20 protein-coding genes are annotated in these 19,730 nt (G+C 49.4%); 9 read left to right on the top strand and 11 right to left on the bottom strand.

Annotated features, from left to right (window positions below; translation table 11 throughout):
• Positions 1–15: 15 nt before the first annotated feature.
• The gene (locus tag NO559_RS09855; RefSeq protein ID WP_258331654.1) at positions 16–273 is read left to right on the top strand and encodes a hypothetical protein; all 258 of its coding nucleotides are present in this window, start codon (positions 16–18) and stop codon (positions 271–273) included.
• 27 nt (positions 274–300) lie between these two features.
• Here NO559_RS09855 and NO559_RS09850 read toward each other — a convergent pair whose 3' ends face one another.
• Positions 301–555, bottom strand: a complete 255-nt coding sequence (locus tag NO559_RS09850) for a hypothetical protein (RefSeq protein ID WP_258331653.1) — start codon at positions 553–555, stop codon at positions 301–303.
• 39 nt (positions 556–594) lie between these two features.
• Complete coding sequence (locus NO559_RS09845) at positions 595–780, bottom strand: hypothetical protein (protein ID WP_258331652.1); 186 nt, start codon at positions 778–780, stop codon at positions 595–597.
• Between the two features lie 101 nt (positions 781–881).
• Here NO559_RS09845 and NO559_RS09840 point away from each other — a divergent pair, with 101 nt between their 5' ends.
• Positions 882–1,364, top strand: coding sequence for a peptidylprolyl isomerase (locus NO559_RS09840; RefSeq protein ID WP_258331651.1), 483 nt, complete (start codon positions 882–884; stop codon positions 1,362–1,364).
• Positions 1,365–1,382: 18 nt separating this feature from the next.
• Here the strand turns inward: NO559_RS09840 and NO559_RS09835 are convergent, their stop codons facing one another.
• The 7 genes from NO559_RS09835 to typA form a co-directional block, all read right to left on the bottom strand.
• Positions 1,383–2,255 carry an alpha/beta hydrolase gene (locus NO559_RS09835; protein WP_258331650.1) on the bottom strand — a complete coding sequence of 291 codons (873 nt, stop codon included), beginning with the start codon at positions 2,253–2,255 and terminating at the stop codon, positions 1,383–1,385.
• A complete protein-coding gene (locus NO559_RS09830) occupies positions 2,230–4,110 on the bottom strand; it encodes a DUF4105 domain-containing protein (RefSeq protein WP_258331649.1) in 1,881 nt (626 codons plus the stop codon). The genes NO559_RS09835 and NO559_RS09830 overlap by 26 nt, the downstream gene beginning before the upstream one ends.
• 67 nt (positions 4,111–4,177) lie before the next feature.
• Positions 4,178–4,660, bottom strand: a complete 483-nt coding sequence (locus tag NO559_RS09825; RefSeq protein WP_258331648.1) for a DUF3015 domain-containing protein — start codon at positions 4,658–4,660, stop codon at positions 4,178–4,180.
• A gap of 122 nt (positions 4,661–4,782) precedes the next feature.
• Positions 4,783–5,220, bottom strand: coding sequence for a D-aminoacyl-tRNA deacylase (gene dtd / locus NO559_RS09820; RefSeq protein ID WP_258331647.1), 438 nt, complete (start codon positions 5,218–5,220; stop codon positions 4,783–4,785).
• 18 nt (positions 5,221–5,238) lie between these two features.
• On the bottom strand, positions 5,239–6,204 hold the full coding sequence (gene pip, locus NO559_RS09815; RefSeq protein WP_258331646.1) for a prolyl aminopeptidase: 966 nt from the start codon (positions 6,202–6,204) through the stop codon (positions 5,239–5,241).
• Between the two features lie 77 nt (positions 6,205–6,281).
• Positions 6,282–7,457 (bottom strand): GGDEF domain-containing protein, encoded by a 1,176-nt coding sequence (locus NO559_RS09810; protein WP_258331645.1) that lies wholly within the window; start codon positions 7,455–7,457, stop codon positions 6,282–6,284.
• A 215-nt stretch (positions 7,458–7,672) separates the two neighbouring features.
• The gene (gene typA / locus NO559_RS09805; RefSeq protein WP_258331644.1) at positions 7,673–9,478 is read right to left on the bottom strand and encodes a translational GTPase TypA; all 1,806 of its coding nucleotides are present in this window, start codon (positions 9,476–9,478) and stop codon (positions 7,673–7,675) included.
• Positions 9,479–9,655: 177 nt separating this feature from the next.
• On the opposite strand from typA, the gene NO559_RS09800 reads away from it, so the two are divergent.
• Positions 9,656–10,117 carry a hypothetical protein gene (locus tag NO559_RS09800; RefSeq protein ID WP_258331643.1) on the top strand — a complete coding sequence of 154 codons (462 nt, stop codon included), beginning with the start codon at positions 9,656–9,658 and terminating at the stop codon, positions 10,115–10,117.
• The gene (locus NO559_RS09795) at positions 10,107–11,999 is read left to right on the top strand and encodes a hypothetical protein (RefSeq protein ID WP_258331642.1); all 1,893 of its coding nucleotides are present in this window, start codon (positions 10,107–10,109) and stop codon (positions 11,997–11,999) included. The genes NO559_RS09800 and NO559_RS09795 overlap by 11 nt, the downstream gene beginning before the upstream one ends.
• Here NO559_RS09795 and thiI read toward each other — a convergent pair.
• Positions 11,977–13,431, bottom strand: coding sequence for a tRNA uracil 4-sulfurtransferase ThiI (gene thiI, locus NO559_RS09790; RefSeq protein ID WP_258331641.1), 1,455 nt, complete (start codon positions 13,429–13,431; stop codon positions 11,977–11,979). The two genes, NO559_RS09795 and thiI, sit on opposite strands and share 23 nt — an antisense overlap.
• 384 nt (positions 13,432–13,815) lie before the next feature.
• On the opposite strand from thiI, the gene glnA reads away from it, so the two are divergent.
• The 5 genes from glnA (at position 13,816) to NO559_RS09765 (ending at position 19,287) form a co-directional block, all read left to right on the top strand.
• Positions 13,816–15,222, top strand: coding sequence for a glutamate--ammonia ligase (gene glnA, locus NO559_RS09785; RefSeq protein WP_258331640.1), 1,407 nt, complete (start codon positions 13,816–13,818; stop codon positions 15,220–15,222).
• Positions 15,223–15,408: 186 nt separating this feature from the next.
• Positions 15,409–15,933 (top strand): DUF4124 domain-containing protein, encoded by a 525-nt coding sequence (locus NO559_RS09780; RefSeq protein ID WP_258331639.1) that lies wholly within the window; start codon positions 15,409–15,411, stop codon positions 15,931–15,933.
• Positions 15,934–16,136: 203 nt separating this feature from the next.
• On the top strand, positions 16,137–17,234 hold the full coding sequence (gene glnL, locus NO559_RS09775) for a nitrogen regulation protein NR(II) (RefSeq protein ID WP_258331638.1): 1,098 nt from the start codon (positions 16,137–16,139) through the stop codon (positions 17,232–17,234).
• On the top strand, positions 17,231–18,640 hold the full coding sequence (gene glnG / locus NO559_RS09770) for a nitrogen regulation protein NR(I) (RefSeq protein WP_258331637.1): 1,410 nt from the start codon (positions 17,231–17,233) through the stop codon (positions 18,638–18,640). The genes glnL and glnG overlap by 4 nt, the downstream gene beginning before the upstream one ends.
• A 35-nt stretch (positions 18,641–18,675) precedes the next feature.
• Positions 18,676–19,287, top strand: a complete 612-nt coding sequence (locus tag NO559_RS09765) for an outer membrane beta-barrel protein (RefSeq protein WP_258331636.1) — start codon at positions 18,676–18,678, stop codon at positions 19,285–19,287.
• 7 nt (positions 19,288–19,294) lie between these two features.
• On the opposite strand, the gene NO559_RS09760 is transcribed toward NO559_RS09765, so the two are convergent.
• Positions 19,295–19,690, bottom strand: coding sequence for a hypothetical protein (locus tag NO559_RS09760; RefSeq protein WP_258331635.1), 396 nt, complete (start codon positions 19,688–19,690; stop codon positions 19,295–19,297).
• Positions 19,691–19,730 lie beyond the last annotated feature (40 nt).

The following is a 19,730-nucleotide window of genomic DNA, read 5'->3' as shown; positions in this document are numbered from 1 at the left end:
CCCAGGAACCACCCCATGCCACCGATTAGCAATGTTGTCGAACTAGAGCGATTTCGCAGCCCCAACCCCGCCATGACTGAACAGGAGCAAATCGATGAGATAGGCGCCAGTGCATTTTTATTGCTGCGCGACCGCGCCGAAGCCCATAATCTTTCAGTCAAAAAGGTCATAGCCGAGCACATGCTGGGACTGGCCATGGTAATAGAGTCAGTAGAAGGTGCCGACGTGGTGCGTCAGTTGCTAGCCGATATAGAAAACAAACTCACTCGCTAAGCCCATAGGCCGCACGACTACAGCCGCTCAGCGCGGCGCCCGCCCCTTACAAGCCCCCTCTAAGTAATAAATAACCTGCCCATCCGCACAAGCTGTACAGGCATTGCCATAGGTTTTTGCCAAGCTATTAGTTTGCACCCCACAGACCGGGCGGTACTCGCGGGTGCAGATTTCCGGCCGTGGCTCTGCGCAGCGGCCAGCCGCGTCAGGCACACTGCGCTCACTGGCAGCACAGGCCACCAATATAACTGCGGCAACACATAGCATTATCGTTTTTATCACGGTGTATCTCCTACCCTGGTTAAGCTAGTAAAAGCGCAACTACAGCGCCTTGATTTTGATTTTATGGCAGCGCTCGCAGCGATACTCGGTCACCAGCTTGCCCTGCTTAACATCAAACTTGCGCTCGGTGGCTATACGCCATTTATGATGGCCCTGCCTACACAGGGTATGGCCCTTAAATTTTTGTTTTAACGGTACTTTCTTAAACGGTAAAATGTCGGCCACGGCGGCCTCCGGCTAGCTATTCAGGCTGGTTAAAAACACGTACCATAGCGCCCCTTTAATCGTAAATCACCCACTATTACCTACTATTGTTGAGTTTTATCATGCAAGCCACCAAAGACAGCGTAGTGAGCTTTCACTACAGCCTATACGACGCCCAAGGCGAACAAATTGAAAGCAGCCTAAACGGCGACCCCAGCCTATTCCTATTTGGCCATAACAATGTGCTAGCGGGTGTTGAAAACGCCATAGCGGGCAAAGTTGCCGGCGACAAAATAGAAGTAGAGCTAGCCCCAGAAGATGCCTTTGGCGTACGCAAAGAGGGCATGCAACAGCGCGTACCCGCCAAATACTTAAAGCATGAAGGCAAAATGAAACCCGGCCAAACCGTGCGCATTAACACCGAGCAAGGCATGCAAGTAGGCACCGTGGTTAAAGTGGGCAAATTTAATGTAGACGTAGACTTAAACCACCCCTTAGTAGACCAAACGGTGCGCTTTGATATAGAAGTAATGGACGTGCGCCCCGCCACCGAAGAGGAAATCACCCACGGCCATGCTCACGGCAAGGGTGGCCACGAGCATTAAGCAAACCAGCCCCTGCACTTAAGGGGCGACTAGCTCACCTGCCGCAGCCTGAGCAAAAAACCGCAGTAAATACTTGCGGTTAACGGGCTGTTGAAAGGTGGCGATATGCGGGCCATCGTATTGCAGTAACTGTTTAGGCTGGCCCGCCCTGTCATAGAGCTGCTGAATTTGCTGCGCCGAAATAATGTTATCGTGACGGCCATGAATCAGCAGCAAAGGGGTTGGCGGTATTTGCCCAATCACCTTCTCGAGATTGTATTCATCCCCCAACAGGCTATGCACCGCCCACTGCCAAGGCCACGTTAGCCAATGCTTGGCGGCCGCCTCTTTCGCCACCTGCGGATAGCTGGCAAAACCCGCATCTAGCGCTACAGCCGTCAGGCTCTTTTTTAACTCTGGCTCGGTGGCCACCACATAACCCGCCATAGCTGCACCCAAACTCTGACCTAAAATATAAAGCGGTACTTGCTGTACCTGTGGCTGCTGCAACAACCACTGCCAGCCTTTTTTAATATCCACCAAGACCTCGGGTAAAGTAGGCACGCCGGTAGATAGACCATAGCCGCGGTAATCCAACATAAATACTTGATAACCACGTTCAGGTAACCAATAAACGCTGGCGATATGGGTGCTGATGTTTTCGGCATTGCCGTGTAAAAAATACACCGTGCCTTTGGCCTCGCCCTGGGCCGGTAAAAACCAGCCGTGCAAGCTCACCCCATCACTACTGGCTATGCGCACATCGCTATAGGCCAAGTCTATATCGGCGGGGCTGCGCACATGCTCCTTCATGGGGTAAAAAAATAAACTCTCACAGCCCGCTAAGCACAGACTCAACGCGAGTAGGCCTAGGCGCGTGCGGGAGTTAAAAATAATATCTATAAGAAACACTGGCTTCACTCACATCATGCGACTGCTGCAGGCGGCGGTTAAACATCAGGCGTAAAGCATGGTTCACATCCCATGACCAGTTATAGCCTACACTCAAACTATTGCGCTCCACCCCATCCAAAAAACGGTAATGCTCGGCGGCGACCAAAGCTTGATGCTTACCATTGCCCCACAGCAAACCCAAAGCCGCACCGGGAGCAAGATCAAGATTTTTTGCCAAGCCTTCATTGTATTCCAAGCGCAGGCTGGCCAAGGCGTAGCCTGAAAGATCACCGTACAAACTATAGGCCACGCCGGCACCGCCATTGACCTGGCTGGCCAGTTCATCCTTTTGCCCCACCCACTGGCGCTCTAAGCCGGCATTAACCCGCCACGACAGGGGTTTAAAAAATTCATCTCTAGGCGCTAATGAGGCTATCTCTATTAAATCTAGGCGCTGCAATTGCACAGACTCATCGGCCTTGGCGCGAAAAATGATGCGCCCCATATTAAGCGAGGCCTTGGCGGGGTAACCGTTTTGGTTGTCCAGCAGGTCGTGATAACTCATATGAAATTCTACATCGGTATAAGCCTTACCGTCCTCCTCACCCAGTGCCAAGGCCCACATCTTGGTTTTATGACCCTGTTCTGGCGCCACTGGCTGGGTTATAGCGGGAAGTTTGATAGGCGCTTGCCCGGCTTTAATCGCCCGCAATAAAGCCAAGTTTCTACGGCTTACTGCTGCGTCGCGAGGCAGGCTATTGGTTTTATAACGCAGGTAACTGTAAGCGGTGTGGGCAACTAATTGCTGGCGCGCTGCGGTTAATTCACTATAGGCCGCACTTTGCAATAAGCTTTCATCTTCCGCCAAGGCCGCGGCTAAGCGTTGCTCCTGCTCATTTAGCGCTGCCAGGGCATGCTGCAGTTTTACTTGGTTAGAGGGGCGATAATAAACATCGTTTACCAATCCCGCTTCGGTTACCACTCGCACCGTGTCTATGGGTATGGCTACATCGGTAAATTTTGCCGCCAGCTCCAAACCGGGGCGGGCTATATCTAATAATTCCATTAAGCGCAGCGCGCAGTTTTCATCAAAAAAATAATAATCAAAATTAACCAGATTTAGCTCCCAGGCGTGAGCCATAAACAGGGTTAACTCCTGCTGATTAAAATCTAAGCGATACTCCCATAGGTCACGGTTATCCATGCGCGAGTATTCTTTAACCTTTTCATAATAAGGCTTGGCATCAAAGGTGCCGGGGTAGCCGCCAAACAAACCTCTATAGGCGTATAAAAAACCATTTTCATGCTCGGGTATATTGGCACCAAAACTCAAGGCATAGGAAAGCAAGGTAGTGCCCTGCTCTATATTGCCAGGGTCTACCCGCAAAAAGGTATGGCCGTACATGGACGAGGGGCTGTTGATATAACTAGAGGCAAACACCAAAACCAATTGTTGAGCATCTATGTTTTTGCGCCACTGTTCATAGTCGGCACAGTCTACTGCAGGTAATTGCTCAGCCAATTGCGGGTGACGATTTAACAACCATAGTTTTCTAGCGGGGTATTTGCACTGGCTGTTTGCGTCTTCTACAAAAGCCTTAATCGTTGCCCGTAATTCAGCCACAGGATTACTGTAACCGCTAGGGCTTAAAAAAAATGTTTTATCATCAACATAGCTGTGAAAATTATTGCGCCAAAAATTATTGGGGTCTTTGGATTTATAATGCAATAAATTTAACCACTGGCCATCCCTAGCAGATTGTTGCAGGGCTTGCTCAGATAATAGCTGCTGCTCTGCCAACGCCAGCGTACAGCCGTAGCACAGGCCAACAACGACGAGCCATTTCACAATGCTCATACGTATAAGACTCATACGTCACAGTTCCTGGAGAATATAGTATTAGAAAATAGTGGCGGCCAGAACGGCCGCCACGAATAGCTTAGGATGCGTACTTAGCTAGTTGTGCATCAGACTGCATTACCGACCACATAGAGGCTAATACATGCTCAGTAGTCACATCAGCTGATGGAAAAATTTTGTCAAAGTTATTGTGCATGGCTTGCTTAAATACCACTCTATCTTCGGCGCTAACACCTAAGGATACTGCTACAGCGCTTAATACTTCACCGTCGCCACGGGCTACGTCTTCACTAAACTCATCCAATAAAGCCCCCACATTAATCATTTCTTTACCGCCGTAAGTCAGCGTGCCAGAAGTGCTACAGCCGTTGGTGCCAGAAGTCATACCAAAAGTAGCGTTACCACTGGTGCCATTGGTAATTGATGCCACTATGTGAGAAGGCAGGCCAGACTGGCCTTCAAACAACATATTACCCCAACCACAGTTTGGGCCACCTGGTGCCTCGGCCATGGCCACTGTTGAGCCTGCTAATAACATTGCACTTACTATAATCCGTTTCATAATTGCCCCCTATGGGATGGTATTGATATCAATTCGTTAACGCTGAATATTAAGGTAGCAAATCAGCGCCACAAAAAGACTATCACAGCTTACTCAAAGATCAATGAATAAGAATTTTTATTCTATACCTCTAGCAAAAATGTGACGGGGCCATCATTGGTTAAACTTACCTGCATGTCTGCGCCAAACTCACCGGTTTGCACTGCAACGGCTTTGGCTTTTAGCGCTGCTATCATATAGCGGTATAAATCTTGTGCTAGCTCGGGAGCGGCGGCCGTTGAAAAACCGGGGCGTAAGCCTTTTTTGGTTTCTGCCGCCAAAGTAAATTGCGACACCAGCAATAACCCGCCATTGATATCGTTTAGGCTGCAATTCATTTTGCCCGCCTCATCGGCAAAAACCCTATAGGCGATTAATTTCTCTGCCAGCTTATCGGCCTTGGCGGTGTCGTCGTCGCGCTCCACCCCCAGCAATACCAATAAACCTTGTTGTATTTCGCCTACGGTTTCACCCGCCACTGTGACTCGCGCCTGAGTCACGCGTTGTATTAATGCTTTCAAAAAATTAACTCGTAATAATTAGGGGTTATCTTCGGGACGTAATCTAACAGCCATATCTTCAGTGGCACGCACTAAAGCATCGGCTATGCTGGGCTCGCTAGCGGAATGACCGGCATCACGAATAATATGTAGCTCGCTGTCTTCCCAGGCATCGTATAGTGCAACTGCGCTATCCAAAGGGCAGACCATATCGTATCGGCCATGCACAATAATTCCGGGGATACCTGCCAGCTTATCGACATTATCGAGGATTTGATTATTTTCAATAAAGGCGTGATTAACAAAATAATGCGCCTCTATACGCGCCATGGCTAAAGCCTTATGGGGCTCGCCAAAACTCTCGGCCAAATCGGGATTAGGCCGCAGAGTGGAGCAGCGCCCCTCCCATACTGACCATGCTTTGGCCGCCTCCATGCGCTTGATTTCATTGCTACCCGTTAACAGCTCGTAATAGGCACTGATAAAATCATCGCGTTTATCAGCAGCTATGGGCCTGATGTAGTCTTTCCAGTAGTCGGGGAACACATGATGAGCGCCGCTTTGGTAAAACCATTGCAACTCCTGCGGCCTGCATAAAAAGATACCGCGCAACACCAAAGCCAATACCCGCTGCGGATAGGCCTGGGCATATAATAAACTCAACGTTGAACCCCAAGAACCACCAAATAACATCCATTGATCAATAGCTAAAAATTCACGTATAGCTTCTATATCGGCAATCAGATGCTGGGTGGTGTTTAAGCTTAATTCGGCGTGTGGGGTAGAGCGCCCCGCGCCACGCTGATCAAAGGTGATAATGCGGTATTTTTCAGGGTCGTAAAAACGGCGGCTATTGCCATCGCAGCCGCCACCGGGGCCACCGTGCACAAACAACACGGGTATGCCATCGGGGCTACCGCTTTCATCAACATAGAGTACATGAGGCTCATCAACCGCAAGCTGATGGCGAGCATAGGGCTTAATTTCGGGGTACAGAGGCAGCACTGCTATATCCTTATTAGAACGAACTGACTAAGTATCGCCCATAATAGCTATATTGCCCATAACTAAGTCACTTAGCGCTAGGCATAGACTATACAGTCGCGGCCTTTATGCTTAGCTTGGTACAAGCAGTGATCTGCCTGGCAGATTAAATCTTGAACTTTTTGATGCTGATCACCTGATACTACGCCAAAACTGAGAGTGGGATAAATAGCGTGGCCTTCATACTCTAGGGTGAGCTGCGCTACGGCTTCACGCAGTTTTTGCGCCACCAACCTAGCATTTTCACTATCGGAATCCGGCAGCACCACTAAAAACTCCTCCCCTCCCCAGCGCGCCACAACATCCTCGTCACGCAGGGTATTACGCAGGGCATCGGCGACTTGGGCAATCACGCAATCACCACAGTCATGGCCAAACTTGTCGTTAATCTGCTTAAAACGATCTATATCGGCCAGTATCAAACCATAGCGCTCCTGCCGCTGCTGGCAGCGACGCTCCTGCTGCGACAAACACTCACGCATATGATGACGGTTAGCTAAGCCAGTCAGCTCATCGGTACTAGCTTGTACCCGTAACTTGTCACGGCTACTAAGCAGTGAATCAATCACCCGGCTGCGGTCGTACTCCACCAAAAAACTATAGGCCCCCAAGAGCAGAAACACGCCTAAAAAACGCTCTTTGGCAACAAAATCGCCCTCTATTAAAGGGGCGGTAATCAGTACTGACACGGTAGAAGGGGCAAAAAATACGACTATGCTAATCACTAAGGCCAAAGCGAAGCACACACCACCCCAGAAATGCCCCAACAAAAAGAAAAAGGCAGGCGCCATGGTTAAGGCCCACAACACATCCCCCTGTAGCTCGCCGCCCTTAAATAATAGATAGCTGTATAACAGCAATATAGCGGAAGCCACAATAAGCTGAGATGGCCAGTTAAGCTTAGAGCGCAGCTGCCTGCGTACCACCAGCACGGGCAAAACCATTAACAGCAATAAACCCGCGCCCTCTAAGTGGCGGCCAGCAACTAGCAACTCAACGGCTAAAAAACCACAGTATAGGGCCATACCTATTAATAGAGCTGCCGCTAGCTGACGCTGTTGGTCTAATTTAAGGCGCCAATTACTAAGGCTGGAACTAGCCGCATGAACAGGGCTGGGACGCCGTAAATAATGGGATAGATTATAGGGGCTGGTCGCGGCGCGTCGGGCTGCGGCATCCTCTATAGATAGGGGGCTAAACTTATGTACTGTCACCTCAAAACCTCTATGTTCTGGGGGTAGCCTTACCGCAAATAGGCTTCCATTGTTTTTATTTTGGCCGTCTACCTGACAGCCTTTTTATAATCTAACACTTCAACAAAGTGTGACGGCGTTCACATCACCAGAAACAGCATAGAGGCTGTAATGGTGCCAAGCAAGCGTTCGCTTAGCACCAATTGCACTATCAAATACGCAAATTATCCTTTTGGTTATTTGGCGCGTTTACGCTCATTTTCCGTCAATAATTTTTTGCGTATGCGTATGCTTTTAGGCGTTACTTCTACTAGCTCATCGTCTTCGATAAACTCTAACGCTTGCTCTAAGGTGTGCTTGATGGGCGGCACTAGAGTTAGCGCCTCATCAGTACCCGAGGCGCGAACGTTAGTAAGCTGCTTACCTTTGATTGGGTTAACCGCCAAATCGTTAGAGCGCGAGTGTATGCCTATGATTTGGCCTTCGTATACATCTACCGCATGGCCCAAGAACAGGCGGCCACGGCTTTGCAAGTTAAACAGGGCAAAAGCGGCTGTTTTACCTTTAACCATGCTCACCAATACACCGTTTTGACGGCTGCCCACATCACCCATTTTTACCGGGCCGTAGTGGTCGAAGATACTGGTCATAATGCCCGAGCCAGAGGTCATGGTTAAGAAAGCGCCGCGGAAGCCAATTAAGCCACGCGAAGGCATAATAAATTCTAAGCGCACACGGCCTTTGCCATCGGGCTCCATGTTAGTCATTTCTGCTTTACGCAAACCTAACTCTTCCATAATGGCACCTTGATGCTGCTCTTCAACATCAATCACCACTTGCTCGAAAGGCTCTTGAATTTCACCGTCAATTTCACGCTGCACAACTTCGGGGCGAGATACGCCTATCTCAAAACCTTCGCGGCGCATGGTTTCAATCAATACTGATAAGTGCAATTCACCGCGGCCAGAAACCTTAAATTTGTCAGGTGTATCGCCTGGCTCTACGCGCAAGGCTACGTTGTGGATTAGCTCTTGGTCTAAGCGGTCCTTAATATTACGGGTGGTCACAAACTTGCCTTCGGTACCGGCAAAAGGTGAGTCGTTAACAATAAAGGTCATGCTTACTGTGGGCTCATCTACCGATAGCGGTGGCAAAGCTTCAACAGCCGCAGGGTCACACAAGGTATCTGAAATACTTAAGCCGTCTATGCCGTTTATACAAACGATATCACCGGCAGAAGCCTCATCGGTTTCTACCTGCTCTAAACCCAGGTAGCCTTTTACGTTTAAGACCTTACCCTTACGCTCATCGCCATTGGCACTTTTTACGATAACTTGCTGGTTGGGTCTTAATTTACCGCGCGTAATTCGACCTACACCAATAACACCTACGTAGCTATCGTAGGCTAGGGCAGACACCTGCATTTGGAAAGTGCCTTCTGGATCTACCTGCGGGGCAGGCACTTTCTCGGCTATCATTTCGTATAAAGGGGTCATGTCTTCAGCCATATCTTCCGGATCAGTACCGGCTATACCATTGATGGCTGAGGCATAAATAACGGGGAAGTCTAATTGCTCATCGGTGGCACCCAAGGCATCAAACAGATCAAATACCTGATCCATTACCCAATCAGGGCGAGCACCGGGGCGGTCGATTTTATTGATAACAACTATGGGACGCAGGCCTTGCTCAAAAGCCTTAGAGGTAACAAAACGAGTTTGCGGCATGGGGCCGTCTACCGCGTCTACCAGTAGTAATACCGAATCGACCATAGACAGTACGCGCTCTACCTCACCGCCAAAGTCGGCGTGCCCTGGGGTATCGACGATGTTGATGCGGTAGTCGTTCCACTTAATCGCGGTGTTTTTAGCGAGTATAGTGATTCCGCGCTCTTTCTCTTGGTCATTAGAATCCATGATGCGCTCAGAACCTTCGTCTTTGCGATCAAGCGTACCCGACTGACTTAATAGTTTATCAACCAAGGTAGTTTTACCATGGTCAACGTGGGCAATAATGGCGATATTACGTAGATTCTCAATCACAAGAGGTTACCTGAAGCTGGTCAAAAAGGGCGCAAATTATACACGAAAGTTTGTTAACAGACAGCGTTTATTCACCAATACAGCACCTGACTGCGGCGCTACACTTCTGCCCAGGCTTTATTACCGTTAGAATACGCAGCAAAACCGCTGCCATCCCATAATAAAGAAGTGCCTAACATGTCCAACCCTGTACGTATGCGCCTAGTCATTATTGCCTTATTAGCCCTGGTGGCCGCGCTATTTGTTTATACCAACAAACAAGAAGCCCACTACCGCGCCATAGCCCCCGATCAAATTCACGCCATGCTGCAAGATATAGACAGCTGGCAAGCCGCCGACCTCAGCCAGTACCTATCCAGCGCGGCTAAAAGCGTGGTTAGCCCTCAGCAACTGAGCAATGTTTTAGATCTGTACCGTCCCTTAGACCGCTACGAGGGTATAGTCGAACTGCACTTTTCGCGACTGGCCAGCGCCCTAAGCCTGCTAGGTGACAAATACATTAGCTATAGCGGCATAGTGCAATACAGCGGCGGCCAGGCCGAACTCACCATTACCTTAGTGCATGACGAAGCCGCACCGGAAAGTGGCAAATTAAAAATCTCAAATATTAATATGAGCAGCCCTAGGCTTGGACGTTAAACGCCTAAACGTAAAAACCATTCTTGTGATACGCCAACAAGTATTGCACTACGGCCTGTTATTGGGCTTATTGTTGTGCAGCGCTGCTATGCTATGGCCAGGCATTAGCGGGCCGTTTTTATTTGACGATGAAAGCAATATCCCCAAGTCCTTTATTCAAGCATTTACTTTTGATGAATTAGCCGCCGCCACTTGGGCCAATACCAGCGGCAGCTTAAAAAGGCCTGTTGCAGCGCTCAGCTTTGCTCTTAGCCAGTACAGCAGCGGGCCAGAGCCCGATGGCTTTAAACTACATAATATATTGATACACCTGTGCATAGGCATAGTGTTATTTTTTACCGCGCGCCGTATTTTTTCAGCGCTGCACTTTAACCATAAGCAACAGCAATGGGCCGCGCTATTAAGTGCTGCCTTTTGGTTATTACACCCCTTACATATCAGCACTGTGTTATACCCAGTGCAGCGCATGGCTCAGCTCTCAACTTTGTTTTCACTGCTAGCAATGTACAGCTATTTACGCGCCAGGCAGCAGCCACAACAGCAAGGCTTTTGGCTTTTTTGCGTACTGCCTACATCATTACTGTTGGCTTTATTTAGCAAAGAAAACGGCGCATTAATTCCAGTATTCCTACTACTGCTAGAAGCACTACTGTTTCGCTTTAATAAAAACAATGCCAGCAAAATTCTGCAATTAAGCTGGTATCTATTTATTGCCACCCCTTTGCTGCTAGGCGCAATTTACGCCCTAAGCCATCCGGGCCTCATTAATTACAACAACCGCAGTTTTACTCTGGTTGAGCGCTGCTACACCCAGCTTTGGGTAGTCGCCTATTACTTAAAAATGATCATACTCCCCAACATCAACGACATGGGTATTTTTCATGATGATCTCAAAATAATCGGCAGCTGGTCTCTGGCCTTACCAGCAGCATTAATACATATAGCACTAGCAGGCAGCGCCATAATCAGCTTACGCAAACTACCACTTATCTCACTGGGTATAGCTTGGTTTTATTGCAGCCATCTGATTGAATCTACCGTGCTACCACTGGAAATGATGTTTGAACATAGAAACTATTTAGCTGTGGCGGGCATAGCTTTTATCTTTGCTGGCTGCATAGTTAAACTCAGCCATAAAAAAATATTTATTGTTATTGCCGCTCTTTTTATTAGTCACCTAGCGCTAAGCAGTTACGAACGTTCCAGTTTGTGGGGTAATGAGTTAAGCCTCTACCAGGCTAATGCCGCCAACCACCCCCGTTCAGCCCGCAGCCATGTTGCCTATGCCAATCAACTACTACTGCGTAATGAGATCAGTTTAGCCTCGCGGTTACTCACCCGCGCAGCTGAACTCAATCCCACTGATGCAGGGCCATTATTGCACTTAATTAAAGTAAGCTGCTTTGGCCCCATGAGCTTTAGCAAAGACTTTTACCCCCACTTACTAAAGCACTATAGCCAGCACCCCTTAAGTGCCTACGGCCAGCAATCCCTACACCAAACCAGCAAGCTTTTTGTAGATGGCCAGTGCCAGTCATTAGATCTCAATAACTTCATCCAACTACTAGATACTATAAGCGGTTACGCCGATCGCCGAACAGCCGAAATACTATTAATCAAAGCGCGGCTCGCCAGCCGCAGCGACATGAACACTGCCCTCAGCTACTATAACAAGTCCTATGCACTTGCCCCCGACCCTAGAACCCTCTCAGAACAAGCAGCCATGCTGATAAAAGCACAGCGCCTTGATGCCGCCATCGCAGTAGTAGAAAAACTATTGGCCATAAAAAACTCCCTCAACCCCACCAGGCTGAGAGAGTTTAATGCTTTATTTAATTGGTATAACAAGCAACTAGAAACTACAGCGGGCGATAGACCTTAACATTGCCATACCCCTGCTCCACCAAATGCGAAGCATGCAGGCGGCTCATTACCCCCTTATCGCAATATAATAAATAAACTTTGCTTTTATCCAGCTCGGCAAATTTACTGTGTAATTCGTAAAAGGGAATTTTTTCTATAGCCACATTTTTAATCACCAAAGGCTTGCGTTCTTCTTCGCTGGGGTGACGCACATCAATAATAATGCCGTCTTGTATGGGTACGTTTAGCACCTCCACTTCGGTGGTGGCCATTTCAGCCAAATCGATTTTATCAATATTAACAAACTGCGCTTCAGCCACAGCCTTGTCGATCAAATCGAAATCAAATTTTTGCTCTTGGTTTTCTATTCTATCCATTTTGGCGCGAGTGGTGGGCTTCACCGAAATCACACCGCAGTACTCGGGCATGGCGGCGGCAAAGGGCTCGGTGCCAATTTGGGCAGAGAGCTTAATAATATCGCCCTTATCCATGGTGATTAATGGCCGCAGCACCAGCATATCGGTGGCGGCATCGACCACGGTTAAATTAGTAAGCGTTTGGCTGGACACCTGCGCCACACTGTCACCCGTTACCAGCGCCTGTACATTTAAAGACTGCGCCACTTTGGCACCGGCACGCAACATCATGCGCTTTAATACCACCCCCATTTGCGAGTCATCTATATTTTTTAAAATTTCTGACACCACCCCTTCAAAAGGTACTGTCACAAAACGCACCCGCGAGCTGGCACCGTATTTCATCCACAAATACAGGGCTACTTCTTTTACCCCTATCTCGTGATCGCGGCCACCCAAGTTAAAAAAGCAAAAGTGGGTGCGCATGCCGCGCTTCATAGTGAGGTAGGTAGAGACGGTGGAATCAAAACCACCCGAGATTAAACTCAGTACTGGGTCTATGCTGCCCAATGGGAAACCACCCAAGCCTTCATGCCTGTCGTTAACCACATAGAGCTTATCGTCGCGCACTTCCAAATTAACTGTCACATCGGGGTCGCGCAGTTTTACCCCTGCAGCATCAGTATGCTGTAGCAGCCCACCGCCCACATAGCGCTCTAAATCATTGGAGTTAAAGTCGTGTTTACCGGCGCGTTTACAGCGCACCACAAAGGTTTTACCCGCCAGCCGCTGCCCCCAGATTTGCTGCGTTTTTTCAAATACATCGTGCATATCGCCTAGGGGGAATTCCACCACATCCAAGAAGTAGGCTATGCCGGGGGTGCAAGCCAGGGTATCTATCATTTGGCCGCGCAGCTGCTCATCATTAGAGTCGCAATGCACTACCAATTTATCCCAATCTTTTTGTATGCGCACAGACTCGTGCAAAGGCAGCAGTAGCTTTTTAAGATTATCGCTAAGGTTCTTCACAAACTGCTTGCGCACAGGTTTGCTCTTAATGGTAATCTCAGGGAAAAACTTGACGATAAACTTCATAATGTCACTGACTCTGCACACAGGGTAAAAAATGGTCGGCAATTATACCCAGTTTAGCCAACAACAAAACGCTTACTCACAGCACTAGCGAACTTATGCCACCCCAATCTTTCACAACAACGCACCAACACAGGGCGGATCAGCACCAGAATGGTGCGCAAGAATTTAGCCGCTGCCCAAATTTAAAATAAACCCCTTATTTTTCAAATAGTTAGCCAGAACTCCAAACTGGCACAGCGCTTGCTATTAGCTACCCATATAGTGATAGCGACTGCGCTAAGGTAAGCCACGGCAAAACCCTATATACTCACTCGCAATCGAAACAACTGCAGCTATAGTTGTAAACCATATTAATTAACAACCTTCATTAAGAGGAAGCTCAACATGTCAGAGAACACTCTGAACTTAATTAAAGACAACGATGTTCGCTGGGTAGACCTACGTTTTACCGACACCAAAGGCAAAGAGCATCACGTTACCCTGCCCGTGTCAGAAGTAGACGAAGGCTTTTTCGAAGAAGGCAAAATGTTTGACGGCTCTTCTATCTCAGGCTGGAAAGGCATTAACGATTCAGACATGATTTTAATGCCTGATGACTCCACCGCCATTATCGACCCTTTCACTGACGATGTTACCCTAAACTTGCGCTGCACCATTGTTGAGCCCACTACCGGCCAAGGCTATAGCCGCGACCCACGCTCTATCGCTGAGCGCGCCGAAGCCTATATGCGCGCCACCGGCATCGCCGACACCGCATTATTTGGCCCAGAGCCTGAGTTTTTCGTATTTGACGATGTTAAATGGCATGCCGAAATGTCTGGCGTAGGCTTTGAAATCAACTCTGAAGAAGCGGCCTGGTCTTCTAACAAAAGCTTCACCGATGGCAACACCGGCCACCGCCCCAGCGTTAAGGGCGGCTACTTCCCCGTACCTCCGGTTGACTCTTTACACGACCTGCGTGGCGCCATGTGTAACGCTATGGAAGCCATGGGCTTACCCGTAGAAGTACATCACCACGAAGTGGGCACTGCCGGCCAGTGTGAGATAGGTGTAGGCGCCAACACCATCGTGCCTAAAGCTGACGAAGTACAAATCTTAAAATACTGCGTACACAATGTAGCTCACGCCTACGGCAAAACTGCCACCTTTATGCCCAAGCCAGTAGTGGGTGATAACGGCTCAGGTATGCACGTACACATGTCTTTATCTAAAGATGGCAACAACCTCATGTCTGGTGATGCCTACGCTGGCATGTCAGAAGATGCCCTGTATTGCATAGGCGGCATCATCAAGCACGCCCGCGCTATTAACGCCTTTGCCAACCCTTCTACCAACTCTTATAAGCGCTTGGTACCCGGTTTTGAAGCCCCAGTAATGCTGGCCTACTCTGCCCGCAACCGCTCGGCCTCTATACGCATCCCTTATGTACCCAACCCTAAGGCTCGCCGTATAGAAGCACGCTTCCCTGACCCCGCAGCCAACCCATACCTATGCTTCACCGCGCTATTAATGGCGGCCTTAGACGGTATACAAAACAAGATACACCCTGGCGATGCGGCCGATAAAGACCTATACGACCTACCTCCAGAAGAAGCTGCCGAAATCCCAACAGTGGCCTCTAGCTTGGAGCAGGCTTTGGATGCCTTAGACGTTGACCGTGAGTTCTTAACCGCCGGCGGCGTTATGGACGACGACATGATCGACGCCTATATAGAGCTGAAGAAAGAAGAAATCCAGCGCTTAAACATGACCACTCACCCCGTTGAGTTTGCCATGTACTACAGCTGCTAATCAGCGCTGTTAAGTGCTAAGCTAAAGCCCGCGCCATCTTGGTGCGGGCTTTTTTTTGCGCCATACTTTTGTAGCGTACAAACAAACCATGAACCCCACAGGCAATAACGGGTCTATACCGCTATGCTAATAGCCTTAGCGCCAGCTTAGAGCAACTTCATTAGTGTTTTAATAAAGAGAACAGCCATGCACAAAACTCTAGCCCTGATCTTTTTAGTCACCAGCCTAGCCAGCATCAGCTATGCCGAGGTATACAAAACCATAGACGAGCACGGCAACCCGGTTTTTAGCGACCAGCCCCAGCCCGATGCCCAACCGGTAGAAATCAAGCAAACCAACACTGTCAAACCCATAGAGCTAGCTGCGCCTAGGCCCGATACCAAACCGCAAAAGCCCAATACCATCTACAGCCACTTTGCCATTACCAGCCCCCGCGACGGCGGCCACATAGGCAATGGTTTATCACCTTTTAACGTCACCCTTAGTGTGCAACCTAAACTATTACAGGGCCATAAAATTCAGCTGTTTATCAATGGCCAATTACATAGCTCGGGCAGTGGCTTAAGCCGCCAAGTAGCCAGCATAGAACGTGGCGAGCACAGCCTAAGCGCCACTATTATCGACCCCAAGGGCAAAGTCATTATTAGCAGCGCGCCAGTCAAACTCACCGCCCAGCGCCCCAGCCTGCTCAACCCCAATAGAAGCAATTAAGCCCGCCTCCTGCCCACGCCAAACGATAGCGCTAGCAAACCCATCATAATGCACTAAAATGGTGCGTTATGATTTATACTAGCGCTACTCCCTGCTCTGCTCAGCAGTAATCCCGCGGCCTGCCGCCTGATTGCCAAGCTGGATTGAATATTGCAAAGCAGGCTTAACTCATTTAACCGCAGCACATACAAGCACCCAACCCTATGTCGGCAGCTCACCTAGACATTAATATTCTCGATAACCTCACCACCGCCATAGTCGTGGTGCGACCCGACTTAACCGTGAGTTATATCAATACCGCCGCCGAGGTGCTGCTGGAAATTAGCGGCCGCAGGGTAATAGGCGAAGCTATAGACAGTTTGTTTACCGAGCTAGATAGCAGCGACAACGGCCTGCTGCAGGCCATACACAGCTACAGCACCTGCACCAAGCGCGAGGCCAAGCTGCAACTTAATAACCGCAGCCTGATTACCGTGGATTGCGTAGTCACCCCCACTTATGAGCAAGAGCAAATCAGCGCCCTAATCGTAGAGCTGCAACCCCTAGACTTAGTGCTGCGTATTAACCGCGAAGAAGCCCTGCTGGCCACCCAAGAAAACGCCCACACCTTAGTTAAAGGCATGGCCCACGAAATCAAAAACCCACTAGGCGGACTGCGTGGTGCCGCCCAGCTACTGGCCAAACAATTACCCAGCAACGAGCTGCAGGATTACACCAATATTATTATTGATGAGGCCGACAGGCTCACCAAACTGGTAGATCGCATGCTGGGCTCCAATACCCTGCCCAAACTACAGGCCATCAATATTCACGAAATTTTAGAGCATGTAAAACAACTGATAGACGCCGAAACCAATCAGCAAATTGCCCTGCTGCGGGACTACGACCCCAGCACCCCCGATATTACCGGCGATAAAGAACAGCTAATCCAAGCCGTACTCAACGTCGCCCGCAATGCCATGCAGGCGCTGCAACGCCAAAGCCAGCCAACACAGCCACCGCAAATCACCTTTAAAACTCGGGTGCTGCGGCAATTTACCCTAGGCAGCCATCGCCACCGCTTGGTCTGCCACGTAGAAATTATTGATAACGGCCCCGGCATAGCCGAGCCCCTACTCAGCCGTATTTTTTTACCCATGGTTAGCGGCCAGGCCAATGGTACCGGCCTCGGCTTATCGCTGGCACAAACCATAATCAACCAACACAAAGGCCTGATTGAATGCCACAGCCAAGCTGGCGAAACCGTATTTTCATTGTATATACCCATAGCCCCCACAGCCTCACAGGGAGACACTAAATGATTGCCGATGGCACTGTTTGGATAGTGGACGACGACCGCTCCATACGCTGGGTATTAGAAAAAGCCCTAAACCAAGCCAATATCAACAGCCAAAGTTTTAGCTGCGCTGAAGATTTATTACAACAATTAAGCCAGCAGCAACCGCAGGCCATCATCAGCGATATACGCATGCCCGGCTTGGACGGCATCGCCCTGCTGGATCAGCTCAGCAACAGCCACCCCCACCTGCCAATAATTATCACCACCGCACATTCAGATTTAGACAGCGCCGTAAGCTCTTACCAAAGCGGCGCCTTTGAATATTTGCCCAAGCCCTTTGATGTGGACGATGTGGTCGCAGTAACCCAGCGCGCCCTGCAACACGCACAACAACACAACCAACCCTTGGCCGCCCCCAAGCAAAACAGCGCCGGAAAAATTATCGGCGCCGCCCCCGCCATGCAGGAAGTATTTAGGGCCATAGGGCGCTTATCGCAATCCAATATCACCGTATTAATTAATGGCGAATCAGGCACCGGCAAAGAGCTGGTGGCCCACGCCCTGCATGCGCACAGCCCGCGCGCCCAACAAAGCTTTATCGCCCTTAATATGGCAGCCATACCCAAAGACTTAATGGAGTCGGAATTATTTGGCCACGAAAAAGGGGCCTTTACCGGTGCCAATAACCTACGCCAAGGCCGCTTTGAGCAAGCCAATAACGGCACCTTGTTTTTAGATGAAATTGGCGACATGCCCGCCGATACCCAAACCCGTTTGCTGCGAGTATTAGCCGACGGCATTTTTTACCGTGTCGGCGGCCACACCCCCATACAGGTTAACGTGCGTATCATTGCTGCCACTCATCAAAACTTAGAGCAGCTAGTCGCCGAAGGAAAATTTCGCGAAGATTTATTTCACCGCCTCAACGTCATACGTATACACCTGCCTCGCCTTAGTGAAAGGCGCGAAGACTTACCGCAACTAATAAAACACTTCTTACAGCAAGCCGCTAAAGAGTTAGATAGCGATGTTAAAACCCTAACCCCGCAGGCCGAAGCCCTGCTGTGCTCACTGGACTGGCCCGGTAACGTGCGACAACTGGAAAACACCTGCCGCTGGATTACCGTGATGGCCGCCAGCAACGAAATACAGGTGAATGACTTACCCCCCGAGCTCACCAGCAAGCAAAACAACAAACTAAACAACAGCAACAACGACAACTGGCAACAAAGCCTAAGCCACTGGGTGCAACAGCAACTGGCGGCTGGCCAACAAGACATACTTAAAAAAGCCATGCCCGAATTTGAAACGCTGATGATTAATGCCGCCTTACAGCACACCCACGGCAAAAAACAGGAGGCAGCCAAATTACTGGGCTGGGGCCGTAACACCTTGACTAGAAAGCTGCATGAGCTAGATATTAGCTAAGCCACTAATAAACCTTAGCCAGCGAGGGATTAGCCATGAAGGCCTTACTCTGCAGCCTATTAAGCCTAGCCAGTGCTAGCGCCCTAGCCGCCCCGCCCATAGCCAAGCCTTATTATGCCGGGCTAGCGGTAGGCCACAGCCATTACGATGACGGCGCCAGCTTTGAGGACTTAAACGTCAGCCGCAGCAAAGCCGCACTAAAGCTCTATGGCGGCTATCATTTTAGCCCTTATATAGCCGCAGAGATCTCGCTCACAAACTTAGGCGAACATGAGGCTAGCGCTAATAGCGTAGATATAGACAGCCATTTTAGCGCTTTGATGTTTACGCTTATTGGCCAGTACCCTATAAGCTCTGCACTGAGTACATACGGGCAACTGGGTATGGGGGTAATGAGCGTGCACCAGGAATTTCATTACATCACTACCGACATTGCCCTGGCTGAGCACGAAAAAGATAACAGTGATTTTGCCTTAACAGCAGGGGCGGGTATTAGCTATTACTTCAAACCCATCACAGTACGGCTAGGCTGGCAACGCTACTTCCATAACATCACCTTAGTCACCGCTAGAAACGGCTTTATTACCAGTGTGGATGAAACCCAACACATGGACCTTGTGTACCTGGGATTAAATTACCGCTTTTAAATTTTTATCAGCTCTTTTTACGTCGGTCGCTGCACTCACGGCGCTCATCATGCAGCTCTTGGCTAAGGCCAAAGCTTAACCGCCTATCTTCTTCGCGCCGGTCATCGTGATGCTGGTAACGGCAGGCACAGCGCATCATGGCGCAGCCCGGCAATGGCAGGGATGGTACCTCCCCAGCCAAATAACGCTTATCCTGATTGGCCACTGCCGCCGCACAGGCATGTTGTTCACAACAAATACTAATGGCATGGTAAGGGTTAGCCTTCGCTTTTTCAGCGGGGCTAGCAGTCTTATGCTTGTGTGACTGTAGATTTTTTGTAACGGGGGCTCTAACGTTTTTTTTATTATTTAGTGTAACCAACAGCGCAACCGCTACGAATACACTCAGTACAACTAACCACATACTGCATCCTTATTTTTATTATTGTTTGTTTTATTGCGGA

It is taken from the genome of Dasania sp. GY-MA-18, assembly GCF_024734385.1.
Classification (GTDB): domain Bacteria; phylum Pseudomonadota; class Gammaproteobacteria; order Pseudomonadales; family Dasaniaceae; genus Dasania; species Dasania phycosphaerae.
This window is presented reverse-complemented; position numbering and strand designations above follow the sequence as displayed.